Annotated in this window: 19 protein-coding genes; 17 read left to right on the top strand and 2 right to left on the bottom strand. The window is 37.2% G+C overall.

All coding sequences use genetic code 11. The annotated features are described in order from the left end of the window. The first annotated feature begins 2 nt into the window (after window positions 1-2). The 14 genes from OTK01_RS08470 to OTK01_RS08405 all read left to right on the top strand — a co-directional run bounded on the left by OTK01_RS08470 (window position 3) and on the right by OTK01_RS08405 (window position 14,492). Window positions 3-740, top strand: a complete 738-nt coding sequence (locus OTK01_RS08470) for a Stp1/IreP family PP2C-type Ser/Thr phosphatase (protein WP_029672005.1) — start codon at window positions 3-5, stop codon at window positions 738-740. Between the two features lie 38 nt (window positions 741-778). Next, window positions 779-2,662 (top strand): Stk1 family PASTA domain-containing Ser/Thr kinase, encoded by a 1,884-nt coding sequence (gene pknB / locus OTK01_RS08465; protein WP_029228206.1) that lies wholly within the window; start codon window positions 779-781, stop codon window positions 2,660-2,662. A gap of 2 nt (window positions 2,663-2,664) precedes the next feature. Then, complete coding sequence (gene rsgA, locus OTK01_RS08460) at window positions 2,665-3,537, top strand: ribosome small subunit-dependent GTPase A (protein ID WP_029228207.1); 873 nt, start codon at window positions 2,665-2,667, stop codon at window positions 3,535-3,537. A gap of 16 nt (window positions 3,538-3,553) precedes the next feature. Further along, entirely contained in the window at window positions 3,554-4,219 is a 666-nt protein-coding gene (gene rpe / locus OTK01_RS08455; RefSeq protein ID WP_013432354.1) for a ribulose-phosphate 3-epimerase, read from the top strand. 170 nt (window positions 4,220-4,389) lie between these two features. Continuing rightward, a complete protein-coding gene (locus OTK01_RS08450; protein ID WP_029228208.1) occupies window positions 4,390-4,845 on the top strand; it encodes a ribosome maturation factor RimP in 456 nt (151 codons plus the stop codon). Window positions 4,846-4,874: 29 nt separating this feature from the next. Next, a complete protein-coding gene (nusA, locus tag OTK01_RS08445) occupies window positions 4,875-5,948 on the top strand; it encodes a transcription termination factor NusA (protein WP_029228209.1) in 1,074 nt (357 codons plus the stop codon). Window positions 5,949-6,000: 52 nt separating this feature from the next. Further along, a complete protein-coding gene (rnpM, locus tag OTK01_RS08440; protein ID WP_049772716.1) occupies window positions 6,001-6,225 on the top strand; it encodes an RNase P modulator RnpM in 225 nt (74 codons plus the stop codon). 25 nt (window positions 6,226-6,250) lie between these two features. After that, window positions 6,251-8,788 (top strand): translation initiation factor IF-2, encoded by a 2,538-nt coding sequence (gene infB, locus OTK01_RS08435; protein WP_029228210.1) that lies wholly within the window; start codon window positions 6,251-6,253, stop codon window positions 8,786-8,788. Between the two features lie 27 nt (window positions 8,789-8,815). Then, a complete protein-coding gene (rbfA, locus tag OTK01_RS08430; protein ID WP_013430588.1) occupies window positions 8,816-9,214 on the top strand; it encodes a 30S ribosome-binding factor RbfA in 399 nt (132 codons plus the stop codon). Next, the gene (locus OTK01_RS08425; RefSeq protein WP_013432359.1) at window positions 9,211-10,167 is read left to right on the top strand and encodes a DHH family phosphoesterase; all 957 of its coding nucleotides are present in this window, start codon (window positions 9,211-9,213) and stop codon (window positions 10,165-10,167) included. The genes rbfA and OTK01_RS08425 overlap by 4 nt, the downstream gene beginning before the upstream one ends. Continuing rightward, complete coding sequence (gene truB, locus OTK01_RS08420; protein ID WP_013432360.1) at window positions 10,164-11,036, top strand: tRNA pseudouridine(55) synthase TruB; 873 nt, start codon at window positions 10,164-10,166, stop codon at window positions 11,034-11,036. Before OTK01_RS08425 ends, truB begins: the two co-directional genes overlap by 4 nt. Next, window positions 11,023-11,940 (top strand): bifunctional riboflavin kinase/FAD synthetase, encoded by a 918-nt coding sequence (locus tag OTK01_RS08415; RefSeq protein ID WP_013432361.1) that lies wholly within the window; start codon window positions 11,023-11,025, stop codon window positions 11,938-11,940. The genes truB and OTK01_RS08415 overlap by 14 nt, the downstream gene beginning before the upstream one ends. Before the next feature lie 118 nt (window positions 11,941-12,058). Further along, window positions 12,059-12,325, top strand: coding sequence for a 30S ribosomal protein S15 (rpsO, locus tag OTK01_RS08410; protein WP_013403556.1), 267 nt, complete (start codon window positions 12,059-12,061; stop codon window positions 12,323-12,325). Between the two features lie 61 nt (window positions 12,326-12,386). Then, entirely contained in the window at window positions 12,387-14,492 is a 2,106-nt protein-coding gene (locus OTK01_RS08405; protein WP_013432362.1) for a polyribonucleotide nucleotidyltransferase, read from the top strand. Between the two features lie 58 nt (window positions 14,493-14,550). On the opposite strand, the gene OTK01_RS08400 is transcribed toward OTK01_RS08405, so the two are convergent. Both OTK01_RS08400 and OTK01_RS08395 read right to left on the bottom strand, forming a co-directional pair. Further along, on the bottom strand, window positions 14,551-14,997 hold the full coding sequence (locus OTK01_RS08400) for a threonine/serine exporter family protein (RefSeq protein WP_013432363.1): 447 nt from the start codon (window positions 14,995-14,997) through the stop codon (window positions 14,551-14,553). An 18-nt stretch (window positions 14,998-15,015) separates the two neighbouring features. Further along, a complete protein-coding gene (locus OTK01_RS08395) occupies window positions 15,016-15,768 on the bottom strand; it encodes a threonine/serine exporter family protein (RefSeq protein WP_029228211.1) in 753 nt (250 codons plus the stop codon). A 220-nt stretch (window positions 15,769-15,988) separates the two neighbouring features. Here OTK01_RS08395 and OTK01_RS08390 point away from each other — a divergent pair, with 220 nt between their 5' ends. From OTK01_RS08390 to OTK01_RS08380, 3 genes are read left to right on the top strand one after another with little or no spacing between them, the layout of a single operon-like run. Then, entirely contained in the window at window positions 15,989-17,236 is a 1,248-nt protein-coding gene (locus OTK01_RS08390) for a serine hydroxymethyltransferase (protein WP_013432365.1), read from the top strand. A gap of 16 nt (window positions 17,237-17,252) precedes the next feature. Next, window positions 17,253-18,578 (top strand): replication-associated recombination protein A, encoded by a 1,326-nt coding sequence (locus tag OTK01_RS08385; protein ID WP_029228212.1) that lies wholly within the window; start codon window positions 17,253-17,255, stop codon window positions 18,576-18,578. A gap of 52 nt (window positions 18,579-18,630) precedes the next feature. Continuing rightward, entirely contained in the window at window positions 18,631-19,854 is a 1,224-nt protein-coding gene (locus OTK01_RS08380) for an NAD(P)-dependent malic enzyme (protein WP_029228213.1), read from the top strand. The last annotated feature ends 88 nt before the right edge of the window (window positions 19,855-19,942 follow it).

Here is a 19,942-nt window from a genome sequence, read left to right as displayed (position 1 = left end):
AGATGAAATGCGTGAGATACGTTGCACTCACAGAAAAAGGAAATGTAAGGGCAAACAATGAGGATTATTATATTGTTTACACAGGGGAAGATGGTTTGAATATTTTCTTGATAGCTGATGGGATGGGTGGACACAGTGCAGGTGAGGTGGCAAGTAGCCTTGCCTGCCAGTATGTACTTGACTATATTTTATTGAATCAGAAAATGTTAGAATATTCTCTGAAAGAGACTATAAAAGAAGCTTACAGGTATGCAAACCAAAAGATTATAAACCATCAGATAAAAAATCCCCTTTTGTATGGAATGGGGACCACTTTAGCGGGACTATTTTGCTATAAAGATAAGATACTTGTGAGCAACATCGGAGACTCAAGAGTCTACATTATAGATAGTAATGAAATTAGACAAATTACAGAGGACCATTCTCTGGTTTATGAAATGTTCAAAGATGGGAAAATTACAAAAGAAGAAATTTATACCCATCCCAAGAAAAACATTATAACAAAAGCAGTTGGAATTGAAGAAGAGCTGGAAGTTGATATTTACGAGTTTGCACGAGAAAAAGGTAAGGATTACTGCTTTTTGCTGTGTACAGATGGACTTACCAACATGGTTTTTGAGACATACATACACAAGATATTTAAGGAAAACAGTTTTGATGAAATAGGGAAAAGATTAATAGAAAAAGCTCTTGAAGCAGGCGGAATTGACAATATAACCGTTGTCTACCTTTTGGTATGAATTAAAAATAAGAGATGTTGTGAGGGTGATGATGTCGAATGGATGAGTTTGTAATAGGCAACAGATATAAAGTTGAGGAGAAGTTAGGAAGCGGTGGAATGTCGGTTGTGTACAAAGCCAAAGATGCAATTTTGAATAGATATGTTGCCATAAAAGTTTTAAGGTCGGAATTTGCAACAGACGAGGAATTTTTGCAACGGTTCAGAACAGAAGCACTGGCAGCTGCATCTCTTTCGCATCCCAACATTGTATCAATCTATGATGTTGGTGAGCAGGACGGGATGTACTACATAGTTATGGAATATGTAAATGGCAAAACTCTAAAAGAGTTTATGAAAGAAACGGGCAGGCTCAGTCCAAAAGATGCAACAACCATTGCTATACAGGTTTTGAGAGCTTTGGACCATGCCCACAAAAAAGGTATTGTGCACAGGGATATAAAACCTCAAAATATTTTGATTGATGAAAATGGAATTATCAAAGTAACAGATTTTGGAATTGCACGGGCAGTTTCAACAGGCACCATTATAAACACAAATCTCACCATTGGTTCTGTCCACTATTTTTCACCAGAACAGGCAAGAGGAGGATATGTGGACAGCAGGTCTGACCTGTACTCTCTTGGAGTTGTTCTTTATGAAATGGTGACAGGAGTTTTGCCATTTGATGGAGATACTCCGATTTCTATTGCGCTAAAACACCTGCAAGAACAGCCAATAAAACCCACACTTTACAACCCCAATATACCAAAAAGCTTAGAAGCAATAATCTTAAAGGCAATGCAAAAAGATATTTTGCTGAGGTATCAATCAGCCAGTGAGATGATTCAAGATTTGAAAAATTCGCTCATTGAACCAGAGGGTGATTTTGTCAAGATAGAGTCGCATGAAAATGCTGCTACCAAACAGTTTCAGCTTGAAAAGATAAAATCAGATAATACCGTAGTAGACCCAAAAAAAGAGTCAAAAGAAAAAAGAAAAGATTGGATTTATGTTGTAGCAGGGATTTTAACTGCGCTTATTATTGTTGCAATAGGTTGGCTAATATTTTATAATGCTATTGGGAAAAGCTTGACTTATCAAGAAGATAATATAACAATGCCAGACCTTGTAGGTTTTTCGATTGATGATGCGAAGGCAAAACTTGATGAGCTGGGGCTAAAATATTCGGTTGAAGAGCAAAACGACCCGGCTGAGAAAGGTACAGTCATCAATCAAGACCCTGCTGCAGGCATCAAGGTAAAAAAAGATATTACTGTAAAGCTCACTGTAAGCAAAGGACCAGAAATGGTCAAAGTACCTGATGTGGTTGGGCTCAATATCAAAGATGCCCAGATAGAGCTTGATAACAGTGGCTTGAGCGTTGAGATAAAGAGAGATTATTCTGACAAGCCAGTGGATACGGTTATTGAGCAGCAGCCTTCTGCAAACCAGCTCATAGAAAAAAATGGTACTGTAATTTTGACTGTAAGCTTAGGGCCAAAAATAGAAAAAGTAGTAGTTCCAGACGTTACAGGAATGAATATAGTTGATGCCAAGGATGTTTTACAAAAAAACGGACTTAACGTCGGGAACATAACTTATAAAGAGGTCACAGACAGAGAGTCTGATATTGTTATCAGCCAATCACCATCTTATGGGCAGCAGGTTGTAAAAGGAAGCACTGTTGATTTAATAGTGACCAAAAAGGTTGAGCCAAAAACCACTACTAAGATAATCATAAAGACGGTAATTTTACCTTCTGATTTAGAAGAAGCAAATGTTAAAATAGTGGTTAGCTCAAACGGAAATGAGAGCATTGTATTTGATAGAATAGTGAAAAAAGAAGAGACTCCTTTGCAGGTGAAAATTCCTATTACTGGACCATCTACAATCAGGATGTATATAAATGACCAATTATCAACAGAGGAGACGGTGGAGTAGCCATGCAAATAAATGGGGTGATTGGAAAACTAATTGCTGGATTTTATTATGTCTATGACCATGATGGAAATGTATATGAATGCAGAGCACGAGGGGTTTTTAGGAAGGATGACATAGTTCCGCTTGTTGGTGACAATGTTGTTATTATTGAGAAAAGCAAGGGTGCGTATGTTATAGATAAGATTCTACCACGAAAAAATCAGCTTGTCCGGCCACCAATTGCAAATGTGGATATTGCCATTGTAGTGGTTGCGTCAGTGTCGCCGGAGGTATCTTTAATCGCACTGGATAAACTTTTGGTAAATGTGTTAAAAGAAAAGGTAAAGCCTGTAATTTGTGTAAATAAAATTGATTTGGATGATGGAAAAACATTTGAGATGATAAAACAACAGTACAGTGTGTTTGATGTGATAGGTGTGTCTGCGAAGACTGGAGAAGGTATTGATAAACTCAAAGAATACATCCAGGGAAGAATCTCTGTTTTTGCTGGTCAGTCTGGTGTTGGAAAAAGTTCTATACTTAACTGTCTAATTCCAGGAGCTAACTTGAAAGTGGGTGAAATTTCTAAAAAAATTGAAAGAGGAAGACATACAACAAGGGTAGTAGAACTTTTGCGTGCAGGGGAAGATACCTACATTGCAGACACGCCAGGTTTTAGTTCAATTGAGATAATAGGACTTTTAAGACATGAGCTAAAATATTATTACCCGGAATTTTATGATTTTGAAGGGTGCAAGTTTCCAGGGTGCAACCACATATTTGAACCAGAATGTCTGGTAAAAGCTGCAGTTACCGAGAAAAAAATAAATTTTGAAAGGTATGAAAGGTACAAACAGATATTTATGCAACTTCCTGCACAAAAAGAGTATGATTAAAGGAGAGGATTAAAAGTTGCAGATAAAGATTGCGCCGTCTATTCTGTCTTCTGATTTTGCAGACCTGAAAAGTGAGCTTAAAAAACTCGAGTTGGCTGGAGCTGATTTAGTTCATATAGATGTTATGGACGGGAACTTTGTAGACAGTATCACAATTGGTGCACCGGTTGTAAGAAGTCTGAGAAAGAATTCTGATCTTTTTTTTGATGTGCATCTAATGGTTTTACATCCTGAAAAGCATATTGAAAAATTTGTCCAAAGCGGTGCTGACAATATTACAGTTCACGCAGAGGCGACCTACCACTTAGATGCCCTCATCAGCAAAATAAAAAGTTTTGGCAAAAAAGCAAGTGTTGCGCTAAATCCTGCAACGCCTGTATACATGATAGAAAATGTTCTTGGCATTGTTGATATGGTTTTAGTTATGACTGTAAATCCCGGATATGGAGGGCAAAAGTTTATACCATATACTTTAAAAAAGATTGAAATGTTGGCTAACCTTAGAGAAAAGGAAGGACTTTCGTTTGAGATAGAAGTTGACGGTGGTATTAATGAAGAAACAATTGTTGATTGTGTAAATGCGGGTGCAAATGTGATAGTTGCAGGTTCATATGTATTTGACAGCGGTGATGTTTCAAAATCTATTGAAATTTTGAGAAGTAAGGTCAAAAGTTTGATGTAATAATTTTTGCGCTTCTTGTTAAAATAAAATTAAGGTGGTATAATATTTATAATCAGAGGTGCTGACATAAAGTGAATTAGCATGAGAGTGGGTATCCCCCACTCTTTAATATTGTTTATGGAGTTTTTAGGAAGTAAAAAGCTTTAATCGAAGGGAGAAGGGTATTTCTCATGTCAAAGATAACAAAGAAAGTGGAAGAGCTTGTAAAACCTATTTTAGAAAAGTATGGCTTTGACTTGGTGGATATAGAATTTAAAAAAGAAGGTAGAAGTTATTTTTTGAGGGTATATATAGACAAACCCGGTGGAATTACAATAGATGATTGCCAGCTTGTCAGTGAAGAACTTTCTGAAAAGCTTGACATTGTTGACCCTATTCCATTTAGTTATTATTTAGAAGTTTCATCACCGGGTGTTGACAGACCCCTTGTCACTGACAGGGATTTTATAAGAAACAGGGGAAGAGTTGTTGATGTGTTTTTGAATCAGCCTTTTTTAAACCGCACAAAGATTACAGGAGAGCTTGTGGAAAAAAATGAAAAATCCTTAATTTTGATTGTGGATAAAGAGAAGATAGATATACCTGTGGAAAACATAAAAAAGGTAAAGCTTGCGATAAGATTTTAACTAAAGAATAGAAGGGGGATTTCAGAAAAATGCCAAAAAAAGAACAAACTTTAGATTTTCAAGAGCTGTTTTCAGCAATTGATGAGCTTGAAAGGGAGTATAAGATAGAAAAAGATTATGTATACTCAGTGTTAGAATCAGCTCTTTTGACAGCTTATAAGCAGGTAAAAGGAATAAAAGACAAAAATCTTTCTAACGTTAAAGTTTCCATTGACCCAGAAAAGGGAAGTGTTAAAATTTATGAGTACAGAAAAGTTGTCGAAAATGTAAAAGATAGAAAAAGCGAAATTTCACTTGAGGATGCACAAAAAATTGATAAGCGATATAAAGTTGGGGATATTGTAGCGATAGAGGTTCCTATTTCGCAGTTTAGTAGAAAGGCAGCAATGACAGTCAGGCAGACAGTTATAGGGAAGATACGAGAGAAAAGAAGAAGTATTATCTTTGAAAACTACTCGTCGAAAATTGACAATATAGTAACGGGTGTTATACAAAGAATAGATAAGAAAAACGTTATTGTAGAGATTGAAGGCGGGAAAGTTGAAGCCATCCTTCCTATGGAAGAGCAAATACCTGGTGAAGAGTACAAGCCAGGAACAATGATGAAGTTTTATATTACTGATGTTAAAATTCCGCCTAAAGAAAAAGAACCTATTGTTTATCTTTCAAGGACTCATCCTAATTTGATAAAAAGACTTATGGAGAATGAGGTGCCTGAGATACAAGAGGGTATAATTGAAATAAAAGCAATTGCAAGAGAGGCAGGTTCAAGGTCAAAAGTAGCAGTTTATTCTAACAGCTTGAAGGTTGACCCTGTTGGAGCTTGTATAGGTGAAAAGGGGATACGAATTCAGAATGTGCTAAAACATTTGAATGGTGAGAAGATTGACATTGTAAAGTGGAGCAGTGACATTGGCGAGTTTATAAAAAACGCTCTCAGCCCTGCGGAGGTTGTTCATATTGATTTGAATCTAATCGAGAAAAAGGCGTTTGTCCTTGTTCCAAACAGCCAATTGTCTCTTGCAATTGGCAAGGGTGGACAAAACGCTCGGCTTGCAGCAAAACTAACTGGTTGGAAAATAGACATAAAGGGTAAAGATTGATTGGGGTGAAAATGTGCAAGAGTATATTCCTCATAGAAAATGCGTCGGTTGTATGAGCATAAAACCAAAAAGAGATCTTTTGAGAGTGGTCAAAACGGATGAAGGTGTTTTTATTGACCCAAAACAGAAAATGCCAGGAAGAGGAGCATATATTTGCAAAGATTTAGAGTGTTTAAAACTTGCTATGAAGAAAAAAGGATTAGAAAGGTCACTAAAAGTGAATATTCCAAAGGGTTTTTATGAGGAACTTGAAGAATTTTTAAAAGATAGGCAATAAAAAGTTTTGATGCGGAGGTGTGGGAATGACTAATAAGCTTAGGATATATGAATTTGCAAAGCTTCTTGAAATGCAAAATAAAGATTTAATGGATTTACTTAACAAGTTGAACATTGAGCACAAAAATCATATGAGTGCTCTTGAAGAGAATGATATAAATCTTGTACTTGAATATATTTTGCAAGAGAAGGACAAGCAGCAAGCAGAAAGAAGAGCAGAAAGAAGACCTGTTTCAAAAGATATGCAGGTGCAAGAAAAGAGGCAAAAACTAGAAGACAGAAAACCACGTAAGTTTGATGAAAAGCCTCGTCATGAAAGAAAGGGAGAAGAAAGAGAGCGAGGCAGACAGCTGCGTGATGAAAGACAGAAGGATGAGAGATATAAAAAAGAAGATAAAGCAGCAAAGTCTGAGGCAAGAAACAAAACAGCAGTGCAAGAGAGTAGAAAAACTGCAGAGATTAGTCTTCAGCAGGAAGTAGAGAAAAAACAGGTTTCCAAGCCAAAGTACGAGGTTTCAAAAGAACAAAAAATAGAGAAGAAGTTTCAGGATAAGGCTCAAACAAAACAGAAACAGGAAAAGGCTCCTAAACATAGAAAACAGGCTTTTGCTATTGAGGAAGAACATCATGAAGAAGTGATATTGGACAGAGAAGAACTTGAAAAGGTTGACAGAGAAGTTGAAGATACTCTTTTAGAAGAAGAATACTTACAAGAAAAGCATGTCAGACGCGGCAGAAAAGAAAAACTTAAGAAGAAATCAAAAGAGCAAAAAGAGGTTTTGAAACTGCAGACAAAGCCAGCTCAAGAGGAGAAAAAAGAAGAGGTAATAAAGATTCCAGAAAAGATTATAGTTGGCGAGTTTGCAAACTTGATAGGAAAACCTGCGGCAGAAATTATCAAAAAGCTTATAATGCTTGGTGTGATGGCAAATATCAATCAGGAAATAGACTTTGATGTTGCATCTTTAATAGCAGAAGACTATGGATTTAAAGTAGAAAAAGAGATTATAAAAACTGAAGAAGAGATTCTTTTGGAGGACCAGGAGGACCCACCAGAAAGCCTTGTTCCACGACCGCCTGTTGTGGTTGTAATGGGTCACGTTGACCATGGAAAGACATCCTTACTTGATGCTATAAGAAAAACAAATGTAACAGAAAAAGAAGCAGGCGGAATCACACAGCACATTGGTGCTTCTGTTGTTGAGGTAAATGGCAGAAAGATAACATTTTTAGACACACCTGGGCATGAAGCGTTTACTGCTATGAGAGCAAGAGGTGCTCAGGTCACTGATATAGCAGTGCTTGTTGTTGCAGCTGATGATGGTGTCATGCCACAGACAGTAGAGGCTATCAACCACGCGAAAGCAGCAAATGTTACTATCATAGTTGCAATAAACAAAATCGATAAGCCAGAGGCAAATCCCGAAAGAGTAAAGCAGCAGCTATCCGAATATGGACTTATTCCAGAAGAGTGGGGCGGAGATACTGTCTTTGTAAATGTCTCTGCAAAGAAAAAGATAGGTATTGACCATCTGCTTGAAATGATTTTGCTTGTTGCAGACCTTATGGAGCTCAAAGCAAATCCAAACAGACCTGCACGCGGCAGGGTAATTGAAGCTAAACTTGATAAAGGTAGAGGACCTGTCGCAACAGTCTTGATTCAGAAAGGAACATTAAAAGTAGGGGATTATGTTGTTGTTGGAAACACTTGGGGTAAAGTCAGAGCGATGATGGACGACAAAGGTCAGAGAATAAAGGAAGCAGGTCCTTCCATGCCTGTTGAAATTTTAGGGCTTGAAGATGTGCCTGTTGCAGGTGACGAGCTTGTATGTGTGAAGGATGAAAAGACAGCAAAGACGGTTGCACAGATTAGGCAGGAAAAACTCAAAGAAGAAAAGATGCAAAGTACAAAGATATCGCTTGATGAGCTTTTTGAAAGAATTCAAAAAGGCCAGTTGAAAGAATTAAGGGTTATAATAAAAGCTGACGTTCAAGGGTCGGTGGAAGCCTTAAAATCTGCTGTTGAAAGACTTTCAAACGACAAGGTTACTGTCAAGGTCATACATGCCGCTGTTGGTGCAATTACCGAATCAGATGTTACCTTGGCTTCTGCATCTGATGCTATAATAATAGGATTTAATGTCAGACCAGAGGTTGGTGCAATGTCACTTGCTGAAAAAGAAAAGGTTGATGTGAGGATGTACAGGATAATTTATGATGTTATAAATGACATTGAAGCTGCCATGAAAGGATTGCTTGAACCTGTCTATAAAGAAGTAGTAATAGGACATGCAGAAGTAAGGCAAATATTCAAATCATCTGCAGTTGGCACAATTGCAGGATGTTATGTTCTGGACGGTAAGATAACAAGGACAGCAAACGCTAGAATTATTCGTGACGGTGTTGTTGTATATGAAGGAAAACTTGCATCGCTCAAGCGTTTCAAGGATGATGTCAGAGAAGTTGCAGCCGGATATGAATGTGGTATGACCTTTGAAAAGTTTAACGATATAAAGGAAGGGGATATTGTGGAAGCATATGAGATGCAGAAAGTGGAAAACTAAAATTATAAAAGAGGTGAGGGAGAAAGTATGCAGTTTGAAAGATCAGATAGGGTCTCTGAAGAAATAAAAAAGGAACTGAGCGATATAATTCAACATGATCTCAAAGATCCTCGCCTTTGTGCAGAGCTTATAAGCATTGTAAAGGTGAATATGAGCAAGGATTTGAGGCATGCAAAGGTTTATGTTAGCATATTTGACAAGGACAAAGAAAAGGTTGAAAGTACAATGAAAGCGTTAGAAAATGCAAAACCATATATTAGAAGGGAAATATCAAAAAGGATAAGTTTAAGGTTTACCCCAGAGATAACATTTGAACTTGACAATTCCATTGAGTATGGAGCGCGAATTTCCCAGATTTTGAATCAACTAAATATTTCAAAAGAAGATGAAAACATTGAGGAAAGTGAAGGTGAAGAAGAAAATTGATAGAGAGCAAGATTATTCAGCAGCTTTTAGAATCAGGTTCGATTGCTATTGTCTCGCACGAAAATCCTGATGGGGATTGTATCGGTTCTATGCTTGCACTTTATCTTGCACTTAAAAGAAAAGGTAAAAATGCAAGAATGTTCTTGAAAAATAATGTTCCAAAGAATTTGAGGTTTTTGCCTGCAGCAGAAAAAATAGAGGTGGTAGGCAGAATTGATGAAAAATTTGATGTTCTTGTCCTGCTTGATACAGGCGAACTTGAGAGGACAGGGATTGAGAATATAGAAAATTGCTATTCAAAGCTAATAAATATAGACCATCATGTGACAAGTGAAGGAATTGGGGATTTGTATTATATAAACTCTTCTTCTGCTGCAACAGGTGAGATTATATACCAGATTGTCAAACTGATGGGCATTGACAACGACAGGGAAATTGCAACCTGTCTTTATACAAGTATTTTTACTGACACAGGAGGATTTAAATATTCAAACACTACTTCAATAACCCATCAGATTGCAGGTGATTTAATAAATACTGGGATTGACTTTGTGTATATCATTAACAAGGTATTTGATGAGATGAGCCTTTCAAAGTTCAATCTTTTGAAAGATGTTTTGCAGACTTTAGAGCTTTTTGAGGGAAACAAGATTGCCTTTTTGACAGTGACAAGAGAGATGCTAAAGAAAAATGGTGCATCTCGAGATGAGACAGAAAACATTATAAATTTTGCAAGAAACATCGAAGATGTTGAAGTAGCTGCAATATTTATTGAAGAAGAAGACAAAATAAAAGTGAGTTTAAGGTCCAAATACTATTTTGATTGTGCCCAGATTGCCAAGGAATTTGGCGGAGGCGGACATGTCAGGGCAGCTGGGTTTTCAAGTAAAAATGCTTCTTTAGAGGCGGTAAAGGAAAACCTGCTAAAAAGATTAAAAAGGGATCTGAGATGAATGGAGTTTTGCTTGTTGACAAACCAGTAGGTATTACCTCACATGATGTTGTTGAATTTGTAAGAAAAGTATTCAATGTAAAAGCTGGGCATGCAGGAACACTCGACCCGTTTGCAACAGGGCTTTTGGTCATTTTGCTGGGGGAGGCTACAAAGCTTTCTTCTCTCTTTACAAGCCAGGAAAAAACATATATAGCAACAATGCAGTTTGGTATAAGGACTGATACGCTTGATATAACTGGTAAAATCAAAGAAAAAAATAATGTGATTGTTGAAAAAAAAGAAATAGAAGAATGTTTTAAAAATTTAAAAGGAGAAATTGAGCTTGATGTTCCAATTTTTTCTGCAAAGAAACTGAGAGGTAAAAAACTCTATGAGTATGCACGAAAAGGAATAAATATTGAAATTCCAAAGGTGAAGAGTATCATATATAATATAGAGATAATCAACTTTTCATATCCGTATCTTGAATTTAAAGTTCAGTGCAGCCACGGAACGTATATAAGAAGTTTGGCTGAAAAGATTGCAGAAAGTCTTTCTACTGTAGGTCTGCTTTCTGAACTAAGAAGGATAAGAAGCGGTTTTTTTGATTTAAAAGATGCAGTGTTACTTAGTGATATTAGGGCAGAAAGTATAATTCCTTTGTGCAGGCTATTTAAAAATGAGATAAAAGTAGGCAGAAAAACATATAAGAAGGTTTTAAATGGAAATCCACTTGTAAACCAGGACATAGAAGATATTATAGATATTGACACTGCATTTGCAGACTTTTATAAAATTTGGGTTGATAAGGCTGTCTTTATCTACAAAAGAGAAAAGGATGTATTCAAATATATTTTAAAGGTGGAAACTGCAGATGAATGTTTATGAGATTGTAGAAAAAAGATACGATAGCCCTGCTGTTGCCCTTGGATTTTTTGACGGCTTTCATATAGGTCATAAAAAACTGTTTGAGGTTTTAAATGCAAATGCCAGCGGTATAAAAAAAGTTGTTTTTACTTTTAAAAATCATCCTGACAACCTTCTTGGTTTTGATACAAAGTATATACTTACAAATGAGGAAAGATTAGAATTTTTCAGAAATTATGGCATAGATGATGTGTATTTTATAGAATTTAATAAAAAGATAATGCAGATGGATAAAGATAGGTTTATTGAGGAAATTCTAATTGATAAGTTAAATGTATCAGTGGTAGTTGTAGGGTATGACTTTACGTTCGGATACATGGCAGAGGGAGATAGCAAGTATCTGTGTGAAAAACTTCACCAGTTTGGTCGAAAGTGTATAGTGATTGACCCGGTGATGTACCAAGAGCACATTGTGAGCAGCACTCTTATTCGAAGGTTAATACTTGAGGGGAACATAAAACTTGCAAATTGCATGCTTGGCTTTCACTTTTTCATTAGTGGTACTGTAAAAAGAGGTAACAGGTTAGGGAAAAAGATGGGTTTTCCAACCATTAACATAAAATTTGATAAAGAAAAGATAGTGCCAAAAAAAGGTGTATATGTCACAAATACAATTATTGATGATAAGAGGTATCTTTCCATAACCAATGTGGGCACAAACCCAACTGTTTCGGCCTCAGAAAATATAAAGATAGAGACACACGTATTGGGTGTTGATAAGGACTTGTATGGCAAGCAAGTTAAAATAGAATTTATCGATTTTGTACGTGAAGAGAAAAAATTTTCGAATATAAATGAGCTCAAAAACCAAATAGCGCAAGATGTTGAGTACGTAAAAGCTTTATTTTGCAAAGCAAGTATATAGACATAAGCGAAGATTTTTGCTACAATATGCTATGTGCTAACCTGAGTCATTGTCAAAGGATGCTCCCAGCCTTTGACAAAGATTCAGGCATTTTTGGAGGAAAGGGAGGTGTAAAAAGATGCTCACAAAACAGCAGAAAGAAGAAATAATCAAAAAGTATCAGCTTCATGAATCTGATACGGGTTCTCCAGAGGTACAGATTGCGCTTTTGACAGAAAGAATTAACAGGCTCAATGAACACCTTCAGGTTCATAAAAAGGACTTCCATTCAAGAAGAGGTCTTTTGAAGATGGTAGGTCAGAGAAGGAAACTTCTCAATTACCTCAAAGAGTATGACATCAACAGGTATCGTGAGCTTATAGAAAAGTTAGGACTGAGAAAATAATTGGCAGAATAAGTGGAGCGGTATTATTCCGCTCCATTATTTTAGAAAGAGGTGGTAAGGATTGGAGAGTAAAATTTACAAAATGGAACTTGCGGGAAGAGAGCTCAGCTTTGAGATTGGAAAATACGCTCTTTTGGCAAACGGGGCTGTGCTTGCAAGATATGGTGACACAGCTGTGCTTGTCACTGCATGTGCTTCTGAAAAACCCAGAGAAGGTATAAACTTTTTCCCGCTCACAGTTGACTATGAAGAAAGGTTGTACTCTGTTGGTAAAATTCCAGGTGGATTTATAAAAAGAGAAGGCAAACCCTCTGAAAAAGCAATTCTTTCTGCAAGGCTAATAGACAGACCTATAAGACCGCTTTTCCCGAAGGATTTTTATCATGATGTCTCTGTTATAGCCACAGTATTGTCAGTTGATCCTGACAATCCACCGGATGTTCTCGCAATGCTTGGTTCATCTGTTGCACTGTCAATCTCTGATATACCATTTGAAGGACCGACTGGTTCTGTGCTTGTTGGGTATGTGGATGGGAAGATTGTCATAAATCCGACGGCAAAAGAAAGAGAAGTGAGCAAGCTTCACCTTGTTGTATCGGGGACAAAAGACAGAGTGATGATGATAGAAGCTGGTGCGAAAGAAGTTCCCGAAGATATAATGCTTGAGGCTATCATGACAGCACAGGAAGAGATAAAGAAGATTGTTGAGTTTATTGAGGGAATAGTAAGAGAAGTTGGAAAACCTAAGATGGAATATCAAAAGAGGATTGTGCCTGATGAGATAAAACAAAAGGTACGTGAGATTGCATACGACAAGGTTTACCAGTATGTGCAGATACCCGACAAGATTGAGAGGGATAAGAAGCTTGATGAGCTCAAAGAAGAAGTGTTCAAGGCTTTTGAAGGTGAGACAGAAGAAACTCTTTTACTTGTAGATGATGCTCTTTATAACCTTGAAAAAGAGATTGTCAGAAAAATGATTGCAGAGGAAGGAAAACGCCCTGATGGCAGAAAGTTTGACGAGATAAGACCTCTTTATGCTGAGGTTGGTATTTTGCCAAGAACACATGGTTCTGCGCTGTTCAAAAGAGGTTACACTCAGGTTTTGACAGTTGCTACTCTTGGTACAAAAGGTGAGATGCAATTTTTAGACGGTCTTGAAGAAGAAGAGGCAAAAAGGTATATGCATCATTATAACTTTCCACCATTTTCTACAGGTGAATCAAAACCTGTAAGAGGTCCAGGAAGAAGAGAGATAGGACATGGGGCACTAGCTGAAAGAGCACTTGAACCTGTTATTCCTTCGGAGGATGAATTCCCTTACACCATTCGACTTGTATCTGAGGTTTTGACATCTAACGGTTCAACGTCACAGGCAAGTGTATGCGGCAGTACTCTTGCGCTTATGGATGCTGGTGTGCCAATTAAAGCGCCTGTTGCAGGAATTTCTATCGGCCTTATTACAAAAGACGACGGCAGTTTTATTTTACTTACTGACATTCAAGGTATAGAAGACTTCTTTGGAGATATGGACTTTAAAGTGGCAGGAACCAGAGAAGGTATTACTGCCATCCAGCTTGACATAAAAATCCATGGACTTACAAAAGAAATTATCGAAAAGGCACTCTACCAGGCAAGAGAAGCAAGGCTTAAAATTTTGGATTTTATGCAAACTGTAATTGACAAGCCAAGAAACGAGCTTTCACCTTATGCTCCAAAGATATTCAAAACTACAGTTGACCCTGAAAAGATTAGAGATATAATTGGACCTGGTGGAAAGATGATAAATAAAATCATCGCTGAAACAAACGTAAAGATTGATATAGAACCCGATGGAAGAATATTTGTTGCAGCACCTGATGATATCTCTGGTAACAGGGCAATAAGCATGATTGAGGGAATTGGTCGAGAGATTGAGGTTGGTCAGTTTTTCCTTGGCAAGGTAACAAGAACTGCATCGTATGGTGCATTTGTTGAAATATATCCTGGAAAAGAAGGACTTGTGCATATATCTCAGTTAGATGAGAGAAGATTAAAGTCTGTAGACGAGGTTGTAAAAGTTGGTGATTTGGTGCTTGTAAAGGTAATAGGGATTGACAAGCTTGGCAGACTTTCACTTTCACGAAAAGAAGCACTGAACGTCACATACTCAAGAAAAGCAAAATAAAAGAAAGCATAAACCATTTGCAAGTGGCTTATGCTTTCTTTTATTTTTATTTATAAGTTTATGATTTTCTTTGAAAGGCCTTGAACACCCAGTTAAAAGATGTTACAATCATTATCGCAACTGCAATTGAACCTGCAATCAAAAGGGTTTGCATGCCCGTCTTGATAGCAAGTTCAAACTGGCTTTTGAGAAGTGCTATCATTGTATTGTACATGCCAGCACCTGGTACAAGCGGTATCAGTCCCGGGATAAGAAAAATTGGTACAGGATTTTTGAGAAATCTTGCAAATATTTCTGACAGCACATTTATGGCAAGTGCTGCGAAGAAAACGGATAAAATTTGAGAAAATCCAAATCGCAGCAGAAGTAAATTGACAAGCCAGCCACACATTCCATTTATTCCACAGTATAGCAAACTTTTGCGTGGGGAATTTGTAAGGATGGCAAAAGAAAAACTTATAATGAATGCTGAAGTTAGCTGTAACAACAAACTTCTTTCCAACATTTTTCCTCCTTTTGGTGTTTATCTAAAAAGACTGAGTGCAATACCAGCTCCTGTTGCAATAAACACGGCTATCAAAAAAGCTTCAACTCCTCTTGCAACACCGGATAGAAGGTCACCTGCAATTGTGTCTCTTATTGCGTTAGTAATTGCGACACCTGGTGTCATTATCATCACAGAACCAATGATTATTTTATCTAAATGAACACCTATATTGAAATTTACTGTTATGATAGCTATCGAGGCAGTTATAGCTCCTCCAATGATGTAAGAGATAAAATAAGAAAAATTTCTGGAATTCATAAAATTCAAAATGGTTTGAGTGACAAAACCTACAAAAAAAGCTGAAATTGCATCTCTAAGTTTCCCTCCAAACAAAATTGTTGAAAAACAACACACAAGCGCTGCTGCAAATGGTAGCAAATGAGAAGAATATCCTTTTTTATTTTTAATCTTGTTCAAGATTTCAATTGCTTGTTCATAAGTGTATTCATGGGTTTGAAAATCGCGGGAAAACTGATTTACAAGTGAAATTTTATTAAGGTCAATTGTTCTGCTTTTAATTCTTTTTGATACGGTAATTAGATTATTATTTTCATCTGCAACTGTTGCAACAATTACTGTTGGTATTACAAAACTTTCGGCAAGTTTTAATTTTCCTTTTAAGCATATCCGAACCATTGTATCTTCCACTCTGTGCGTTTCAGCACCGTTTGTGAGCATTATCTCACCTGCTAAGAGCGCAATTTCTATAAGCTGCTTTGAGTTCATCATTTCTGAAAGATAGCCCCCATCCTCTTGATTTTTCACAGTAAGATTATATAGTATTTGTGTCAATATGTGAACATTTAACTTTGTGCACAAATATGTTCAAATGGTTGACTTTTAAAATTAGGCTAAAATATAATATACACAAAGAAGAAATTGATGTATAATCATAAGGTATGAACGTTCGACTACCTTTACAATAAAATATTCGGAAAGGGAGATGAAAATGTATTTTTACAATTTAGTAAAAAACACAGACCCAGAAATAGCTGAGGCAATAAAGAGTGAGCTTAAAAGACAGCAGAATAAAATTGAACTTATTGCATCTGAGAACTTTGTTTCAATTGCAGTAATGGCAGCAATGGGTTCACCTTTGACAAATAAATATGCAGAAGGATATCCAGGAAAAAGATATTATGGTGGCTGCGAATATATCGATATTGTTGAGTCTATCGCAATTGAAAGAGCTAAAAAGCTGTTTGGAGCTGAACATGCCAATGTCCAGCCACACTCAGGTGCACAGGCGAACATGGCTGTGTATTTTGCAGTATTAAATCCGGGCGATACCATTCTTGGAATGAATCTTTCGCATGGTGGACATCTGACTCATGGTAGTCCTGTGAATTTTTCCGGAAAGCTTTACAATATTGTATCATATGGGGTTGACCCTGAAACAGAGACAATTAATTATGATGAAGTTTTAAGACTTGCAAAGGAGCACAGACCAAAACTTATCTTGGCAGGAGCATCGGCGTATCCAAGAGTAATCGATTTTAAGAAGTTTAGAGAGATAGCTGACGAGGTTGGAGCTTATTTGATGGTAGATATGGCTCATATTGCTGGACTTGTTGCTGCAGGGCTTCATCCATCACCTGTTGAATATGCTGATTTTGTTACAACCACAACACACAAAACCCTCAGAGGTCCACGTGGTGGTCTTATTCTTTGCAAAGAGAAGTATGCAAAACTGATTGACAAGACTATTTTCCCTGGCATTCAAGGTGGACCGCTTGAACATGTAATAGCTGCAAAAGCTGTTGCGCTCAAAGAAGCTATGACAGAAGAGTTCAAAAACTACCAGGTTCAAATATTAAAAAATGCAAAGGCTCTGAGCACAAGACTTATCGAAAGAGGATTCAGGCTTGTAAGCGGTGGAACAGACAATCATTTGATGCTGGTAGACTTGAGAAATAAAGGCATCACAGGGAAAGATGCCGAAAAGATATTGGATGAGCACAATATAACATGTAACAAAAACGCAATTCCTTTTGATACTCAAAGTCCAATGATAACAAGCGGGATAAGACTTGGAACACCGGCTGTCACAACCCGAGGGTTTAAAGAGGAAGATATGATTGAAGTTGCAGATATCATCCATGATGCCCTGACAAATTCTGATACCAAAGAGAATATTTTGAGTAGGGTGAAAGCTCTTTGCGAAAAACATCCTTTGTATAAAGAATTTGATGAATAAGCTTAGGTGAATTAAAATGGACTTTTTCCAATATCTTGGTGAAAAGAGGTTGAAGAAAGAATCACCTCTTGCTTACAAGCTCAGACCTAAACGTCTTGAGGAAATTGTAGGACAGGGACATATTTTAAGCCCGGGTAAACCTCTTTATAACTTAATTAAAAACGATAGACTTACTTCAATAATTCTCTATGGGCCGCCTGGGACTGGGAAAACTACAATTGCACATGTGATTGCTAACGCTACAGGCAAGACTTTCAAAACCATAAATGCTACAATTGCAGGTGTAAACGATATAAAGAAGATTATAGAAGAAGCCAAGATTGAGTTTTCTCAAACAGGTAGAAAGACTATTCTTTTTATTGACGAGATACACAGGTTTAACAAACTTCAGCAGGATGCACTTTTGCCTTCTGTAGAAGAAGGAATAATAATCTTGATTGGGGCAACAACCGAAAATCCTTTTTATGAAGTCAATAAAGCGCTTGTGTCAAGGTCTTTGGTATTTGAGCTTTTTCCACTTAAAGAGGAAGATATATTAAAGATTATTGAAAGAGCAATTTCGGATAAAGAAAATGGACTTGGTGAGCTGAATATCCAAATAGAAGAGGATGCTAAAAAGCTCATAGCAAAGCTCTCAGGTGGAGATGCAAGAGTTGCTTTGAACATCTTAGAAGCTGTGGTGTATTCTTCGCAAGCTCGCGATGACGGCAAGATTTATATTTCCCAGGAATCTGTCATAAATCTTTCAAATAGGAAAACGGCTATTTATGATGCCACAGGAGATATGCACTATGACACCATTTCTGCCTTTATAAAAAGTGTGAGAGGTTCTGACCCGGATGCAGCGCTGTTTTATTTGGCAAAGATGCTTGACAGTGGAGAGGATATAAAGTTTATCGCAAGAAGACTTATAATATTGGCAGCAGAAGACATTGGCTTGGCAGACCCGATGGCACTCACAATCGCAGTTTCTGCAGCAACGGCATGCGAATTTGTGGGAATGCCCGAGGCAAGAATTATCTTGGCTGAGGCAACAATATATCTTGCATGCAGCCCGAAAAGCAACTCCGCATATCTGGCAATTGAAAAAGCATTGGAAGATGCTAAGAATGTGAGTATAAAAAGCATTCCCATGCATCTTAGAATGGCAGCACATGGAGAAGAAAAGCTCGGACATGGCATTGGGTACTTGTATCCTCATGACTATAAAAATCACTGGGTTTTGCAGCAATATCTACCTGATGAGCTTGTTGGCAGAAAATACTATTTTCCAACCGAGATGGGAAAGGAAAAGATTATAGCTGAATATATTAAAAAGTTGAGAGAACAGCTTGATAGCTAAAAAATTTAGAGTTTGTATCCACAAAAAGAATGTGAGAGGAGAAAATAAAAGAATGGACATAAAAACGCTTGCACTGCAGCTTCACAGAAAGCATAGGGGAAAGATTGCCCTCAAAAGCAAAGTTAGTGTAGATAATCAGCACGACCTCAGTATATACTATACACCTGGTGTTGCAGAACCTTGCAGAGAGATTGCAAAGGATAAATCTCTTGTGTATGAGTATACATCTAAGTCCAACTGGGTTGCAGTGGTAACAAATGGCACGGCTGTTTTGGGTTTGGGAGACATCGGTGTACATGCTTCTTTGCCTGTTATGGAAGGCAAGGCAATTTTGTTTAAACAGTTTGGCGGAGTTGATGCATTCCCCATATGTATAGCTTCAAAGGATGTTGATGAGATTGTAAAGACTGTAAAGCTTATTGAAACATCATTTGGAGGAATAAACTTAGAGGATATAGGTGCACCGGCGTGCTTTGAGATTGAAGAAAGACTTATAGAAAGTCTTGATATTCCTGTGTTTCATGACGACCAGCATGGAACTGCTGTAGTAGCCTTAGCTGCTTTGATAAATTCTCTTAAAATTGTAGGAAAAAGAATATCAGAGGTCAAAATAGTCATAAACGGTGCTGGTGCTGCTGGAATTGCCACTGCAAAGCTTTTGTTAAAGTATGGAGCAAAAAATATTGTTGTTTGCGATAAGCACGGTGCCATATATGAAGGAAGAGAAGAAGATATGAACAAGTATAAAGAAGAAATAGCAAAGATTACTAATAGAGAAGGAATAAATGGTTCTCTTAAAAAAGCAATTGAAGGTGCTGATGTGTTTATTGGTCTTTCTGTTGCAAATGTCCTGAGTGAAGATGATGTTAAGAAAATGTCAAGCAATGCAATTGTGATGGCAATGGCAAATCCGATACCAGAGATTATGCCAGATATTGCAAAAAAGGCAGGAGCGAGAATTGTTTGCACAGGAAGGTCTGATTTTAACAACCAGGTCAACAATGTATTGGCATTTCCAGGTATTTTTAGAGGAGCGCTTGATGTCATGGCAACAAGGATAACAGATGAGATGAAGATAGCAGCTGCAGAGGCTATAGCTAAGATTGCAGAGGAAGAACTTTCAGAAGATTATGTAATTCCAAAGCCTTTTAACAAAAGAGTGGCTTTTGAAGTGGCTTTAGCAGTTGCAAAAAAGGCAATGGAACAAAAGGTTGCGCGGCTGTATCTGAATGATGATGAGCTTACATCAAGGATTTTGTCTATGTTAAGTATGTAAAGGGTCAAGAGCAGAGTTAGGTAAAATTTTACTGCCTAACTCTGATTTTTTATTTTCTCATTCTCACTGTTGAAATCTGAAGCTTTAT

The organism is Caldicellulosiruptor acetigenus (assembly GCF_026914305.1).
Taxonomy (GTDB): Bacteria; Bacillota; Thermoanaerobacteria; order Caldicellulosiruptorales; family Caldicellulosiruptoraceae; genus Caldicellulosiruptor; species Caldicellulosiruptor acetigenus.
Note: the sequence above shows the minus strand (reverse complement) of the source record. Positions and strands in the feature narration are given on the sequence as shown.

Coding starts and splice junctions, on each gene's coding strand:
- OTK01_RS08470 (WP_029672005.1), top strand. CDS start 3: ATGAAATGCGTGAGATACGTTGCACTCACAGAAAAAGGAAATGTAAGG.
- OTK01_RS08415 (WP_013432361.1), top strand. CDS start 11,023: ATGAATGTTTATGAGATTGTAGAAAAAAGATACGATAGCCCTGCTGTT.
- rpsO (WP_013403556.1), top strand. CDS start 12,059: ATGCTCACAAAACAGCAGAAAGAAGAAATAATCAAAAAGTATCAGCTT.
- truB (WP_013432360.1), top strand. CDS start 10,164: ATGAATGGAGTTTTGCTTGTTGACAAACCAGTAGGTATTACCTCACAT.
- OTK01_RS08385 (WP_029228212.1), top strand. CDS start 17,253: ATGGACTTTTTCCAATATCTTGGTGAAAAGAGGTTGAAGAAAGAATCA.
- OTK01_RS08400 (WP_013432363.1), bottom strand. CDS start 14,997: ATGTTGGAAAGAAGTTTGTTGTTACAGCTAACTTCAGCATTCATTATA.
- nusA (WP_029228209.1), top strand. CDS start 4,875: ATGCCAAAAAAAGAACAAACTTTAGATTTTCAAGAGCTGTTTTCAGCA.
- rnpM (WP_049772716.1), top strand. CDS start 6,001: ATGAGCATAAAACCAAAAAGAGATCTTTTGAGAGTGGTCAAAACGGAT.
- rbfA (WP_013430588.1), top strand. CDS start 8,816: ATGCAGTTTGAAAGATCAGATAGGGTCTCTGAAGAAATAAAAAAGGAA.
- OTK01_RS08380 (WP_029228213.1), top strand. CDS start 18,631: ATGGACATAAAAACGCTTGCACTGCAGCTTCACAGAAAGCATAGGGGA.
- infB (WP_029228210.1), top strand. CDS start 6,251: ATGACTAATAAGCTTAGGATATATGAATTTGCAAAGCTTCTTGAAATG.
- OTK01_RS08395 (WP_029228211.1), bottom strand. CDS start 15,768: ATGATGAACTCAAAGCAGCTTATAGAAATTGCGCTCTTAGCAGGTGAG.
- OTK01_RS08450 (WP_029228208.1), top strand. CDS start 4,390: ATGTCAAAGATAACAAAGAAAGTGGAAGAGCTTGTAAAACCTATTTTA.
- pknB (WP_029228206.1), top strand. CDS start 779: ATGGATGAGTTTGTAATAGGCAACAGATATAAAGTTGAGGAGAAGTTA.
- rsgA (WP_029228207.1), top strand. CDS start 2,665: ATGCAAATAAATGGGGTGATTGGAAAACTAATTGCTGGATTTTATTAT.
- OTK01_RS08390 (WP_013432365.1), top strand. CDS start 15,989: ATGTATTTTTACAATTTAGTAAAAAACACAGACCCAGAAATAGCTGAG.